The organism is Pseudomonas sp. BNK-30 (assembly GCF_047456185.1).
Lineage (GTDB): Bacteria > Pseudomonadota > Gammaproteobacteria > Pseudomonadales > Pseudomonadaceae > Aquipseudomonas > Aquipseudomonas putida_E.
On record NZ_CP179904.1, the window covers coordinates 3334533 to 3348185 of the forward strand.

12 protein-coding genes are annotated in these 13653 nt (G+C 62.8%); 4 read left to right on the plus strand and 8 right to left on the minus strand.

Annotation, left to right across the window (positions count from 1 at the left end; genetic code table 11):
* The first annotated feature begins 1 nt into the window (after position 1).
* Both ACMGGN_RS15510 and ACMGGN_RS15515 read left to right on the plus strand, forming a co-directional pair.
* A complete protein-coding gene (locus ACMGGN_RS15510; protein WP_039602575.1) occupies positions 2 to 991 on the plus strand; it encodes an ABC transporter ATP-binding protein in 990 nt (329 codons plus the stop codon).
* 13 nt (positions 992 to 1004) lie between these two features.
* Entirely contained in the window at positions 1005 to 1658 is a 654-nt protein-coding gene (locus ACMGGN_RS15515) for an HAD family hydrolase (RefSeq protein ID WP_204920136.1), read from the plus strand.
* Positions 1659 to 1758: 100 nt separating this feature from the next.
* On the opposite strand, the gene ACMGGN_RS15520 is transcribed toward ACMGGN_RS15515, so the two are convergent.
* Positions 1759 to 2721, minus strand: coding sequence for an NAD(P)H-quinone oxidoreductase (locus tag ACMGGN_RS15520; RefSeq protein WP_204920134.1), 963 nt, complete (start codon positions 2719 to 2721; stop codon positions 1759 to 1761).
* A 142-nt stretch (positions 2722 to 2863) separates the two neighbouring features.
* Between ACMGGN_RS15520 and ACMGGN_RS15525 the strand changes: the two genes are divergently transcribed.
* Positions 2864 to 4945: a carboxy terminal-processing peptidase gene (locus ACMGGN_RS15525; protein ID WP_012313183.1), complete on the plus strand. Its 2082-nt coding sequence runs from the start codon at positions 2864 to 2866 to the stop codon at positions 4943 to 4945.
* A 111-nt stretch (positions 4946 to 5056) separates the two neighbouring features.
* On the opposite strand, the gene ACMGGN_RS15530 is transcribed toward ACMGGN_RS15525, so the two are convergent.
* The 4 genes from ACMGGN_RS15530 to ACMGGN_RS15545 all read right to left on the minus strand — a co-directional run bounded on the left by ACMGGN_RS15530 (position 5057) and on the right by ACMGGN_RS15545 (position 7345).
* Complete coding sequence (locus ACMGGN_RS15530; RefSeq protein WP_012313182.1) at positions 5057 to 5425, minus strand: hypothetical protein; 369 nt, start codon at positions 5423 to 5425, stop codon at positions 5057 to 5059.
* On the minus strand, positions 5422 to 5760 hold the full coding sequence (locus ACMGGN_RS15535) for a helix-turn-helix domain-containing protein (RefSeq protein ID WP_046787417.1): 339 nt from the start codon (positions 5758 to 5760) through the stop codon (positions 5422 to 5424). Before ACMGGN_RS15535 ends, ACMGGN_RS15530 begins: the two co-directional genes overlap by 4 nt.
* A gap of 100 nt (positions 5761 to 5860) precedes the next feature.
* The gene (locus ACMGGN_RS15540) at positions 5861 to 6301 is read right to left on the minus strand and encodes a YkvA family protein (RefSeq protein WP_012313180.1); all 441 of its coding nucleotides are present in this window, start codon (positions 6299 to 6301) and stop codon (positions 5861 to 5863) included.
* A 279-nt stretch (positions 6302 to 6580) separates the two neighbouring features.
* The gene (locus ACMGGN_RS15545; RefSeq protein WP_012313179.1) at positions 6581 to 7345 is read right to left on the minus strand and encodes an FKBP-type peptidyl-prolyl cis-trans isomerase; all 765 of its coding nucleotides are present in this window, start codon (positions 7343 to 7345) and stop codon (positions 6581 to 6583) included.
* A 361-nt stretch (positions 7346 to 7706) separates the two neighbouring features.
* Here ACMGGN_RS15545 and ACMGGN_RS15550 point away from each other — a divergent pair, with 361 nt between their 5' ends.
* A complete protein-coding gene (locus tag ACMGGN_RS15550) occupies positions 7707 to 9029 on the plus strand; it encodes a hypothetical protein (RefSeq protein ID WP_174142135.1) in 1323 nt (440 codons plus the stop codon).
* 63 nt (positions 9030 to 9092) lie between these two features.
* On the opposite strand, the gene pcaQ is transcribed toward ACMGGN_RS15550, so the two are convergent.
* From pcaQ to nirB, 3 genes are all read right to left on the minus strand, one after another.
* The gene (pcaQ, locus tag ACMGGN_RS15555) at positions 9093 to 10025 is read right to left on the minus strand and encodes a pca operon transcription factor PcaQ (protein WP_046787419.1); all 933 of its coding nucleotides are present in this window, start codon (positions 10023 to 10025) and stop codon (positions 9093 to 9095) included.
* Positions 10026 to 10453: 428 nt separating this feature from the next.
* Positions 10454 to 10816 carry a nitrite reductase small subunit NirD gene (gene nirD / locus ACMGGN_RS15560; RefSeq protein ID WP_125924946.1) on the minus strand — a complete coding sequence of 121 codons (363 nt, stop codon included), beginning with the start codon at positions 10814 to 10816 and terminating at the stop codon, positions 10454 to 10456.
* Positions 10816 to 13368 (minus strand): nitrite reductase large subunit NirB, encoded by a 2553-nt coding sequence (gene nirB / locus ACMGGN_RS15565; protein ID WP_115272958.1) that lies wholly within the window; start codon positions 13366 to 13368, stop codon positions 10816 to 10818. Before nirB ends, nirD begins: the two co-directional genes overlap by 1 nt.
* Between the last annotated feature and the right edge of the window lie 285 nt (positions 13369 to 13653).

Sequence of the window (13653 nt, forward strand, 5' to 3'; positions counted from 1 at the left end):
CATGAGCTTCGTCAGCGTACAGAAACTGCACAAACGCTATGCCGGCACCCCCGTGTTCGAAAATATCGACTGCCAGATCGAGCGCGGCGAATTCGTCACCTTGCTCGGCCCCTCCGGCTGCGGCAAGTCCACCCTGCTGCGCTGCATCGCCGGGCTGACCCCGGTGGACGGCGGGCAGATCCTGCTCGACGGCCAGGACATCGTGCCGCTGAGCCCGCAAAAGCGCGGTATCGGCATGGTGTTCCAAAGCTATGCGCTGTTCCCCAACATGACCGTGGAACAGAATGTCGCCTTTGGCCTGCGCATGCAGAAGGTCAAGGCCAGTGACACTCAGGTACGTGTGCGCGAGGCGCTGGAACTGGTGGAACTGGGCAGTTTTGCCGGGCGCTACCCGCACCAGCTGTCCGGTGGCCAGTGCCAGCGAGTGGCCCTGGCCCGCTCGCTGGTCACCCGGCCACGCCTGCTGCTGCTCGACGAGCCGCTGTCGGCGCTGGATGCGCGTATTCGCAAGCACCTGCGCGAGCAGATCCGCGCCATCCAGCGCGAACTGGGGCTGACCACCATCTTCGTTACCCATGACCAGGAAGAAGCGCTGACGATGTCTGATCGCATCTTCCTGATGAACCAGGGGCGCATCGTGCAGAGCGGCGACGCCGAAACCCTGTACACGGCCCCGGTGGACCTGTTTGCCGCCGGCTTCATCGGCAACTACAACCTGCTCGACCCGGACAGTGCCAGCCGCCTGCTGCAACGCCCGGTGGCCAGCCGCCTGGCGATTCGCCCCGAGTCGATCACCTTGAGCCGCGATGGCGAACTGGACGGCGAAGTGCGCAGCCACAGCCTGCTGGGCAATGTGATCCGCTACCGGGTACGGGTTCGTGACGTGGAGCTGGTGGTGGATGTGCTCAATCGCTCATCGGCCGACCTGCACGCGGACGGCCAGCGGGTATCCTTGTCGATCGACCCCACGGCGCTACGGGAAGTGGCCTAAGGAGATTCAACGCATGGCACTGGCAATTTTCGATCTGGACGAAACCCTGATCCATGGCGACTGCGCGTCGCTGTGGAGCGAGCAAATGGCGCGGCTGGGCTGGGTCGACGGCAAGGAGTTCCTGCGCCGCGACCATGCCCTGATGGAGGCCTACGGCAAAGGCCACCTGCAGATGGAAGAGTACATGGCCTTCAGCCTGGAGCCGATTGCCGGGCGTACGCTGGAAGAGGTCGAGCACCTGGTGGAACCATGGGTGGAGGATGTCATCGAGCCGATCATTTTCGGTGATGCCTGCCGCTGCATCGCCGAGCATCGCAAGCGTGGCGACCGCATCCTGATCATTTCCGCCTCGGGCACTCACCTGGTCGGGCCGATTGCGGCGCGGTTAGGGGTGGACGAGTACCTGGCAATCGAGCTGGAGGCTGTGAACGGGGTGTATACCGGGAGGACTCATGGGGTGCTGACTTACCGTGAGGGCAAGATCACCCGCTTACTGGAGTGGCTGGACCAGGAGCAGGAGAACCTGGAGGGGGCGAGCTTCTATTCCGATTCGCGCAACGACCTGCCGTTGTTGCTGAAGGTGGATCATCCGCATGTGGTGAACCCGGATGCGGTGTTGCGCGAGCATGCCGAGAAGAATGGCTGGCCGATACTGAGCTGGTCTTGAGGGCCATGGGGGCGCTTTGCGCCCCTTTCGCGACACAAGGCCGCTCCTACGGTAGGAGCGGCCTTGTGTTGCGATGGGCTGCAAGGCAGCCCCGGCAATCTCACGCCAGGCTAGCGTCGATCACCATCACCAGCTTGCCCGACACCTGATTGCTCTCAAGCTCGGCATACGCTGCCTGGGCGAATTCGACGGGGTAGGTGTCCACCAGCTGTGGCGACAAGCGCTTTTCGGTGAACAGCGGCCACACCTGCTGCTGCAGCTCACGCAGCAGCTCGGCCTTGAACCCGTCATCACGGTTGCGCAAGGTGGAACCGGTGATTTCCAGGCGCTTGCCCAGCACCTGCGCCAGGTCCAGTTCAACCATGCGCCCGCCCATCAGGCCGATGATCACCCAGCGCCCATCGCGTGCCAGCAACTTGAGGTTGAGCTGCCCGTAACTGGCACCCACCGGGTCGAGAATCACGTCGAACGGGCCCATGCCCTCCAGCGCTTCCAGGTTTTCGTTGCGCACCACTCCGCCCGTCGCGCCCAGGGCCTGGCAGTACGCCAGGCGGTCCTGCGAGCCAACGCTGACGTACACCGGGTTGCCGAACGCCTTGCACAACTGAATGGCTGCGGAGCCGACACCGCTGGCACCGGCGTGTACCAGTACCTTCTCGCCGGCCTTCACCGCACCGAGCTGGAAAATGTTCAACCACGCGGTGGCGTAGACCTCGGGCAGCGCTGCTGCCTCGTGCAGGCTCAGGCCCTCGGGGACCGGCAGCACATGGCGGGCATCGACCACCACTTCCTCGGCCATGGCCCCGCTGGCCAGCAGCGCGCACACCCGGTCGCCTACCCGCCAGTCGGCGCCTGGCCCCACTTCTTCCACTACCCCGGCGCATTCCAGGCCCATGTACGGGCTGGCACCGGGTGGTGGCGGATAAAGGCCCTTCATCTGCAACAGATCGGCCCGGTTCAGGCCCGCCGCAGCCACGCGGATGCGTACCTGGCCGGCATCCAGGGCCGGGCGCTCGGCCTCGACCCACTCCACATGTCCGTCTTCGCCTTGCAATGCCTTCACAGTGCCTCCATAGTTGATTGACATGACTGAGCCTGGGGTATCCACGCCCCTGGCTTTTTGCAGTATTTGTCCGGCTCCATGGAACCGGCAACGGAAAAGACGGCCTACTATGCGTGATCAATTGCCTCCACGTCGAATCAGCATGAAGCATTTCCTCCCAAGCACCGCCCTGGCCCTGATGATCGGCCTGGGCAGCCTCACGCTCGGCGGCAATGCGGCGGCCGCCAACAAATGGGACAGCCTGCAGCCGGACCGTGACGAAATCGTCGCCAGCCTCAACGTGGTTGAGTTGCTCAAACGCCACCATTACAGCAAGCCGCCGCTCGATGACGCCCGCTCGGTGATCATCTACGACAGCTATATCAAGCTGCTCGACCCTGCGCGCAGCTACTTCACTGCGGCCGACATCGCCGAGTTCGACAAGTGGAAGAGGCAGTTCGACGACTTCCTCAAAAGCGGCAACCTCGACCCGGGCTTCACCATCTACAAGCGCTACCTGGACCGCGTCAAGCAACGCCTGGACTTCGCCCTGGCCGAGCTGAACAAGGGCGTCGACAAGATGGACTTCACCGCCAAGGAAACCTTGCTGATCGACCGCAAGGACGCCCCGTGGCTGAAGAACCAGGCCGAGCTGGACGACCTGTGGCGCAAGCGCGTCAAGGACGAGGTGCTGCGCCAGAAGATCGCCGGCAAAGAGCCCAAGCAGATCCAGGAAACCCTGACCAAGCGTTACAAGAACCAGCTGTCGCGCCTGGACCAGACCCGTGCCGAAGACATCTTCCAGGCCTACATCAATACCTTCGCCCAGTCCTACGACCCGCACACCAACTACCTGTCGCCGGACAACGCCGAAAACTTCGACATCAACATGAGCCTGTCGCTCGAAGGCATCGGCGCGGTGCTGCAGAGCGACAATGACCAGGTCAAGATCGTGCGCCTGGTACCTGCCGGCCCTGCGGCCAAGACCAAGCAGGTGGCCCCGGCCGACAAGATCATCGGCGTCGCCCAGGGCAACAAGGAAATGGTCGACGTGGTCGGCTGGCGCCTGGACGAAGTGGTCAAGCTGATCCGTGGCCCGAAAGGCTCGGTTGTGCGCCTGGAAATCATCCCGGCCAGCAATGCCCCGAGCGACCAGACCAGCAAAGTGGTGTCGATCACCCGCGAGGCGGTCAAGCTTGAAGAGCAGGCGGCCAAGAAGTCGGTGCTCAAGCTCAAGCAGGCTGGCCGTGACTACAAGCTGGGCATCATTGAAATCCCGGCCTTCTACCTGGACTTCAAGGCTTACCGAGCCGGGGACCCGGAGTACAAGAGCACCACGCGCGACGTGAAAAAGCTGCTCACCGAACTGCAAAAGGAAAAAGTCGACGGCGTGGTCATCGACCTGCGCAACAACGGCGGCGGTTCCCTGCAAGAAGCCACCGAGCTGACCAGCCTGTTCATCGAGAAAGGCCCCACGGTGCTGGTTCGCAACAGCGATGGCCGGGTTGACGTGCTAGAAGACGAAAACCCAGGCGCCTTCTACAAAGGCCCCTTGGTGCTGCTGGTCAACCGCCTCTCGGCCTCGGCCTCGGAAATCTTCGCCGGCGCCATGCAGGATTACCACCGCGCCCTGATCATAGGCGGCCAGACCTTCGGCAAAGGCACCGTACAGACCATCCAGCCGCTCAACCATGGCGAGCTGAAACTGACCCTGGCCAAGTTCTACCGGGTGTCCGGGCAGAGCACCCAACATCAGGGCGTGCTGCCAGACATCGACTACCCGTCGATCATCGACACCAAGGAAATCGGTGAAAGCGCCCTGCCCGAGGCCATGCCGTGGGACACCATCCGCCCGGTGGTCAAGCCGGCGGCCGACCCGTTCAAGCCCTTCCTGGCGCAGCTCAAGGCCCAGCATGAAGCGCGCAGCGACAAGGACGCGGAGTTCACCTATATCCGTGACCGCCTGGCACTGACCCAGAAGCTGATGAACGAGAAGACCGTCAGCCTCAACGAGCAGGACCGCCGTGCCCGCCACGATGAGATCGAGGCCAAACAGCTGGCGCTGGAAAACATCCGCCGCAAGGCCAAGGGTGAAGAGCCGCTGAAGGAACTGAAGAAAGAGGACGAGGACGCCCTGCCGACCGAGGATGAAAACACCAAGCCCGAAGACGACGCTTACCTGTCCGAGACCGGTCGCATCCTGATCGACTACCTGAGTGCCAGCACCAAGGTGGCCAAGCAGTAATCAGTCAGCGCTGATGTGAAACAGAAGGGGCCGGGCACGTAAGTGCCCGGCCCCTTCTGTTTTCGGTGTGTGGCGTTGGTGGGAGTTTGGCGGGGCAGGTCTATCGGCCTGTCAGGCAATCTCCGGGTAGGCGTACTCGAATACCCGCACAACTTCCGAAGCATGCCACGACGCTGCCTCCATGCCGTCGACCGGCCCGGAGAAGCGCCCAAGGCGCTCCACACATTCGAAGAAGCCGGTACGCGGCAGGCGGCTGGCGCCCTGGCTGATCACCAGCGAGCTGCGCAGCGGCTGCTCGGCACGGGCATCGAGCACCGCCAGGTATTCAAGCGCTGCAGTCAGCGTCTGCATGGCCGGGCTGGGCAATTGCAAACGCTCGATCAGCGCGCGGTAAGTCAGCAAATGCCGTTGACGGCGGGCCAGGTCAAGCTCATCCAGCAAGCTTTGCCAATGCTGACGGCTGATCCTGACCTGGCTCATGACGGCTCGCTCCAGCCCGCCACACCCAAGTGCCAGGCCAGGGCACGGCGGATCGCCGCATCCGGCTGGCGTTCACCCGACTCGATCATCGCCAGGTAGGCGGGGCTTACCCCCACATTTCGCGCCAATTGCTCTGGTGCGATGCCTTTGGCCTCACGCAGCTGCGCCACTTCGCTGAAGGCGGGCAAACTGGCGCTTGCCGCACTGTGATCGCTGGTTTCGCCAACCGCCTCGGCAGGCGCCTGGCCGGCCGCCTTGAGCAGCGCCTGATACTGCTCCCAGGGAACGACTGCGTACTCGGGCTGACCGTCCCGGCTAATGACCTGAATACCCATTACAACCCCCTTACGTAGGATTACCGCATGTAATCCGTAGGCATAACCCTTATGCCAATTATATTACCAAGCCCGGGGGTCTGTGGGGATCTGCTCGATTTCAGTGCGTTTTACGCTCCAGGCGCAAAGCTTCAGGGGTGTCGGGCAAGCGCTCGACCACGCGCAGGCGCTCGGGTGCCTGGCTGTCGCGCCAGGCCTTGAAACGCGCCAGCTCATCGGAGACGGTCTTCAGCACCCAGCCGAGCACGGCGATATCATCGAGAAAGCCTACGCCCAGCAGCCAGTCGGGGATGGCATCGATGGGGCTGACGAAGTACAGCAGGCCGGCGACGATGGTCACCAGTGCCTTGGGGCTGATCGCCCGGTACTCGCCACGCCACCAGGCAAGGCACAGCGACTGCAAAAGCTTGATGTCTTCACGCAACTGGCCCAGGCGTGGGCCTTTGCGGGCCACGGCGAACAGCAAAGCCGGCAAGCGGCCACGGCTAAGCAGGCGCTCGGCCAAGGGCAGGAAGCGGGCGAAATTCCAGGGTGCGCTCATGTAGCCTCCAGCAGGGAGAGGTTATCCACATTTATTGTGGATAACCTTGTGAACAGGGCGAAGTTTCTGACGGCAGGTGCCTGTAAAGCAAGGGCCCCGGTCAGATCGGGCGTTTTTTACACAGTCGTTTCAGAACCGCAAACGATTTGCGTCAGAAGCCTCCTGCTTCTTCACACTGCCCTTTCTCGGACAATCTCCTGGCCACGAGGTTCGGCCCAATGCCTGATGCACAAACGACAACGCCCCGGCGAGCGGGGCGTTGTGCACTACCAGCCAGTATTACTTGGCAGGTGCTTCAGCCGGAGCTTCGGCAGGTGCCTGAGCTTCAGGCGCGTCGCCCTGCAGCTGGGCCGGGTCTTTGATGGCGATCAGTTCCAGGTCGAACACCAGGACCGAGTTGGCCGGGATCAGCGGGCTTGGGCTCTGTGCGCCATAGGCCAGCTCAGCCGGGATGAACAGTTTGTACTTCTCGCCAACGTGCATCAGTTGCAGGCCTTCGACCCAGCCTGGGATGACACCGCTGACCGGCAGGTCGATCGGGCTGCCACGCTCTACCGAGCTGTCGAACACCTTGCCATCGATCAGCTTGCCTTCGTAGTGGACAGTGACCACATCGGTCGGCTTGGGCTGCGGGCCGTCGGCCTTCTTGACCACTTCGTACTGCAGGCCCGAGGCGGTGGTGACCACACCTGGCTTCTTGGCATTTTCTTCGAGGAACTTCTTGCCTGCGGAGGCGGCTTCTTCGCTGGCCTTGGCCAGACGCTCCTCGGCGCGCTTCTGCAGCGAGGTGAAGGCTTCTACCAGCTCTTCGTCCTTGATGCGCTGTTCTTTCTTGCCAACGGCGTCTTCGATGCCGAGGGCGACGGCTTTGGAATCAAGGTCTTCCATGCCTTCCTGAGCCAGGCTCTTGCCCATGTTCAGGCCGATACCGTAGGAGGCTTTCTGTGCCGGAGTTTTCAGCTCGGGGCTGCTGGCCTGTTGATCACAGCCAGCCAGTACCAGGCCTACCAGGGCAACCGCAGCCGCCAAACGATGCTGTTTCATGCTATTTCCTTGTTCATGCGCCATATGGGCAATCAGGGTAAAGCCGCGAGCTTATCAGGCGGCCATTACCAATGGCTACCGGCATAAGAGCGGGTTTCATGGAGTAAGTTCACTCGACAACGCGCTTGCACACAACCTTACGGGCGTTTGGCCAGTATTGACCATATGCACAGCGGACGCCCCTGCAAAACTGGCTCTTCCAGCGACCAGCCCCGCCCTGGCATTTCTGCCAGTAGCGCCGGATTCGAGCCTGGCCTCCAATGGCCCTGCAACGCATCCAGCCGCATCTGAGTGAGCCGCGATGGCTGATAACGGCGTGAAGCCTTGATGCCCAGCGGTCACTCATCACCAAGGAAAAGTCATGAACACTTCACGAAAGCCTGCCCGCTCAACCCGCGTGCCCCCAACCTTGGCCCAAGCATCCATGCAGTTGCCACAAGCTCCCATCGATGGTGCTTATGGCATCGATGGGATTGCCTACATCCTTGAAAAAAGCGCCGGGTCTCGTGCCGACAGCACTGCAATCATCAACAGCATGGTCACCGATGGACGCAGTTATGTAATCGGTGAAAGCTTCAACCCGAACACTGAGGACGCCAGGGTCTTTGTGGCTTGCCTGAAACAAAACGGAAAGCTGGATGGCAGCTTCAATGGCGATGGAATTTTCGATTTCAACAAGACTGCAAGCGCAGCCTATGAGGCACCCGAGAGCATCGCAGAAGATGATGCAGGTAATTTACTGATCGTTGTCCCGGTGCAGGGGGAGTCAGCCAGTCACCTTTGGAAACTGAATGCCGAAGGGCAACCGGATCTGACGTTTGGTGAGGGCAAGGGGTACGTTGCTACCCATGCATTGGTCAAGGAGGAACTGCTGCTGGAGCACCTGGCTTTGGCGAAAGACCATATTTTCGTCACAGGCTTGCGTCGCGGCCCACAGAAATTCGAACCGGTGGTGATCGGGCTGGACCGTGACGGCGCATTGCGCTTGGATTTTGGCGCTGATGGCATCCTCGATGTCAGCAAGCTGATTCCCGATACCCACTCACACATCATCGACGGCATTGCCAGTTTTACACCCCCCTCAGGTTCGCAGCACCTTGTATTGGCCTTGTATCTGATGCAGGGGGAAGACGCGTATGGCGTCACCACAGCCTTGACCACCGACGGGAAAGTGGACAATGCCTTTGGCAACAATGGCCAGCACTGGTCCGCGCCATGGATCATCAATAACGGTTTTTCCGTAGACCCCGTCGCGGAACGAATCACTTTCTACGGGGAACTGTACGACCTCGATGAAGATATCAGCCACCCGAGTGTTTACCGAATCGACTATTCGGGCATGCCGGCCAGTGAGTTCAACGGCGGCGAAGCGCTGGTGTTTGACCAACCGGGCGGTTGGTATGCGGGAGTAGAGACAGGCGATGGCCTGGTCGGCTACGGTAGTTTCTACACTTATACGCTTGCCTTTAGCTTGACCTCGGATGGCACGTTTGACACCCGCTTCGTCCCGCCTCTCGGTTATGGCCAGGTCGGTGCTCAAGTGCCAGAGGATGGCTTCTATGCATCGGGATCGACGGTCACGCTCGATCCAGGCAACAAGCGCTTGTTGATCAATGGCCGTGACGAAGAGGCGCGAGGTTCCACTGTTCCTTGTGTGGTCGCGGTGTCTTTGCGAACCGCTTGATAACAGTTGGGACGTACACCACACGAGCGTTTCTGGGCCAGGAACGCTCGGCTACAACGAAGCTTACGGGTACAACCGCTCGCGATATTGCCCCGCCACTTCCCGCAATACATCGCACACCCACTGCCCCGGCAGGCTCAGCGCCAAGGCGGCATTGCGGCAGATGCCCACCGACCCGCCTGGCTCCCGCACCCCCAGATCGAGCTCGGCCAACTCACCGCGGCGCAGGTCAAGCAGCACTGCATCACGCGGCGCCACCCACACGGCATCACTGCCCAGCAGGTAGCGGCGGCTCAAGGCCAGCGAAAGGGTCTCCAGGCGCTGCGCCGGCAGTTGAATGCCGCATTGCACGAACAGGCTGTCGGCGTGCTGGCGAATGGTAGTGCCCGGTGGTGGGAGCACCAGTGGATAACGGCCAACGCGTGATCGGTCTACCTGCATACTGGCCAGCAAGGGGTGCCCGGGGCGCACGACCAGGGCCATCGACTCGCTGTACAGGTGTTCGAACGACAACCCCTGGATCTGTGGGCTGTCGGTCATGCGCCCGACCACCAGTTCCAGTTCGCCCAGGCGCAACTGGCCGAGCAACTGTGCACTGGCGCCGGTCACCACGCTGATCAGCAACGCTTCATGGCGTTGATGCAGGCGGCACAGCACCTCGGGCATCAGCAGGCCTTCGACCGTGGACAGCACGCCGATGCGCACCTGCGACGGCGCCCGCGCTTCACCGCGCAAGCTGCTCACGCCGTCGCGCAGGGCCTGTACGCTGGGCCCGGCGTAATGCATGAAGCGGGTGCCGGCCGGGGTCAGCTCGACGCCCTGGCGGCTGCGCTCGAACAGGCGCGTCTCGAGCAGGTCTTCAAGCTCCTTGAGGGTCTTGGAAATTGCCGGCTGGCTGATCGCCAGAATGTCGGCGGCCCTGGCCAGGCTGCCCTGCCGGGCAATCTCCAGGAAGCACAGCAGGTGGCGGTACTTGATGCGGGTGTCGAGGTTCATGCGCCAAGCTTACCGCATCGCCACCTGTGGCGTATCCGGGTCGCGCTGCTGGCGGCTGGCGGCTTGCGGCTTGCGGCTTTCAGATCGGGTGAATATCCATTCGCCATGGAGGCGCTGATTCACCTTTGCGCCCTTACGGCGGGTTACTTTGGTCGTGGCCAAAGTAACCAAAACCGTCGGCTCCCATCATCCGGCCCCTACGCTGCGCTCCGGGGTTCCCTCGCTCCGGCCTTGCTCCCGGGAGGACCGCGCTGACGGCCCATCCATGGGCCGCAGCGCTTGACGGGCATCCATGCCCGTCACCTCCCTTCGCAAGACCTGCGCTCGGCCTCCTGAAGTCGCAATCGGCGGCGCCTGAGCTATCGCGCGCTTAGAAGCAAAAGCAAAGCAAAGCAAGAGCAAGCGCAAGAGACAGGCAAGAGCCGGGATCAGGCCATCGCCACTTCCACCGCCTCCCCGTTCATTCGTACCGGCCACACACGTAACCGCTGGCCGGGATCTTCCAGGCACGCACCGCTGTGCAGGCTGAAGTGCTGTTTGTACAGCGGTGCTGCCACCACCAGCTCGCCTTGCAGGCTGCCCACCAGCCCGCGGCCAATGATGTTGGCTCCGGAGCGTGGGTCGCGGTTGTCCACCGCGTACAGGCTCTGCGCCTGCCCAGGCAGGTAGAACAAGGCGACCTGGGTGCCATCGAGCCACACCACCACACCAGAGTCGGCGACCAGGTCATCGGTGTTGCACACCGCTTGCCAGTTGGGTTGCTTTGCCACAGCAGCATTGGACAGGTTCATCACACAGCCTCCTCGACGGTAGGGATCAGGTGCAGGGGTGCAGCGGGGCGACGCTGTTCACGCTCGCGGACAAAATGCACGTCCGGGTCGGCGCGTCGATCGTTGACGAACGTACGGAAGCGCTTGAGCTTTTCCGGGTCGTTGAGGGCGTTGGCCCATTCGCATTCGTACTGCTCGACCACATGCTGCATCTGCGCTTCCAGCTCGGCAGCCAGGCCCAGGCTGTCGTCGAGGATCACCTGCTTGAGGTAGTCCAGGCCGCCGTCCAGGCTTTCGCGCCATACCGACGTGCGCTGCAGCTTGTCGGCGGTACGGATGTAGAACATCAGCACGCGGTCGATCAGGCGCACCAGGGTCTCATCGTCCAGGTCGGTAGCGAACAGTTCGGCATGCCGTGGGCGCATGCCGCCATTGCCACAGACGTAAAGGTTCCAGCCTTTGTCGGTGGCGATCACGCCGATGTCCTTGCTTTGCGCCTCGGCACATTCGCGGGTGCAGCCAGAGACCGCGAACTTGAGCTTGTGCGGGCTGCGCAGGCCCTTGTAGCGGTCCTCCAGGCGCAGCGCCATGGCGACGCTGTCCTGCACACCGTAGCGGCACCAGGTGCTGCCTACGCAGGACTTCACCGTGCGGGTCGATTTGCCATAGGCGTGGCCAGTCTCGAAGCCGGCCTCGATCAGCTCGCCCCAGATCAGCGGCAGCTCGTGCAACTGGGCGCCGAACAGGTCGATGCGCTGGCCGCCGGTGATCTTGGTGTAAAGGTCGTACTTCTTGGCCACCTGACCGATCACGATCAGTTTGTCCGGGGTGATTTCGCCGCCGGGAATGCGCGGCACCACCGAGTAGGTACCGTTTTTCTGCATGTTGGCCATGAAGGTGTCGTTGGTGTCCTGCAGTGGCACCAGCGCAGGGTCCATGATCGGCTGGTTCCAGCACGAAGCGAGGATGTTGCCCACCGCCGGCTTGCAGATGTCGCAGCCGACATGGCCCTTGCCATGGCGCGCCAGCAAGTCGTTGAAGGTGCGTATGCCACCCACCCGCACCAGCCCGTACAGCTCCTGGCGGGTGTAGGCGAAGTGCTCGCACAGGCTCTTGTCCACGGTCACGCCACGGGCGGTGAGTTCATGCTCGAACACTTGCTTGAGCAACGCCGCGCAGCCGCCACAGCCGGTAGCCGCTTTGGTGCAGCCTTTGACCGCGGCAAGGTCGGCGCAACCACTGTCGATCGCTGCGCACACTGCGCCCTTGCTGACGTTGTGGCAGGAGCAGATGGTCGCGCTGTCAGGCAGCGCATCGGCGCCCAGGGCCGGTGCGCCACCGCTTTGCGGCAGGATCAGCGCCGCCGGGTCGGCAGGCAGGGCGATGCCGTTCTGAGCGTATTGCAGCAGTGTGTCGTAGTAGCTGTTGTCGCCCACCAGCACCGCACCGAGCACATGCTTGCCACTGGCATCGACCACCAGCCGGCGATAGGCGGCGTTGGCCTCGTCGATGAAGCGGTAGCTGCGCGAGCCGGGCGTGGCGCCATGGGCGTCGCCGATGGAGCCGACATCGACGCCCAGCAGCTTGAGCTTGGTCGACATGTCGGCCCCGGTGAATTCCCCGGCCGCCTCGCCCAACAGCAGCGCCGCCAGGTTGCGCGCCATGCTGTAGCCCGGAGCAACCAGGCCGAACACGCTGCCGTTCCACGAGGCGCATTCACCGATGGCGAAGATGCGTGGGTCGCTGGAGCGGCAGTGATTGTCGATCACCACGCCACCGCGCGCGGCGATCTCCAGGCCGCAGGCACGGCCCAGGGCGTCCTGCGGGCGGATGCCGGCAGAGAACACGACCAGGTCGGTTTCCAAGTGTTCGCCACCGTCGAAATTCATCCGGTAGCGGTAGGCCTCACCGTCGCTGATCGACTGGGTAGCGCGCGACAGGTGCACGCCGACGCCCAGGGCTTCGATCTGCGCCTTGAGCGCGGCGCCGCCTTCAGCATCCAGTTGCACCGGCATCAGCCGCGGGGCGAACTCCACCACATGCGCTTGAAGGCCCAGGGACTTAAGGGCGTTAGCTGCCTCGAGGCCCAGCAGTCCGCCGCCAACCACCACGCCACGGGTGGCATCAACGGCAGCGGCGCGTATCGCGTCGAGGTCGTCGAGGGTGCGATAGACCAGGCGCGCGTTGCCGCTGGAGCCCTCGATCGGGGGCACGAAGGGGTAGGAACCGGTGGCCAGGATCAGCTGGTCATACCCATAGCGGCCTTCGGCGGTAACCACTTCACAGCGCTCGCGGTCGATTTGCAGCACCGCTTCACCCAGGTGCAGGTGCACACCGTTGACGCCATAGAAGCCCTGCTCGCACAGCGCCAGGGTTTCGGCACAGCTGCCGCCGAAGTATTCAGACAGGTGCACGCGGTCGTAGGCGCGCTGGCGCTCCTCGCCGAACACACGCAGCTCGAAGCGCGCCAGCGCGCCGCGTTCGACCAGTTGCTCGACGCAATGGTGGCCCACCATGCCGTTGCCGACGATGACCAGTCGCTCTCGTTGCCCGCTGCTCGCTGTTGCCTTCATAAGCCGATCCTCGATCAAAAAAGCGCCTGGAGCCGAAGCTCCAGGCGCCTTTGCCTGTATTCATCACGGTGTGCCCCCGGTTGATCGCCGTTGATCAGTGGGGCTTGTTGTGTTGGAGATAAAGCATGGAATGTGCCAGTTATGTTGCCTGGCCCGGCCCTATCGCCGGCAAGCCGGCGCCCACAGCTGCAGCACAGGGCTTGAGAGCAGCGGAGCCCGTGCAGGAGCCGGCTTGCCGGCGATAGCGCCAGCCCAAACCATGCACATTCAAGGTGCGTTGCTCCC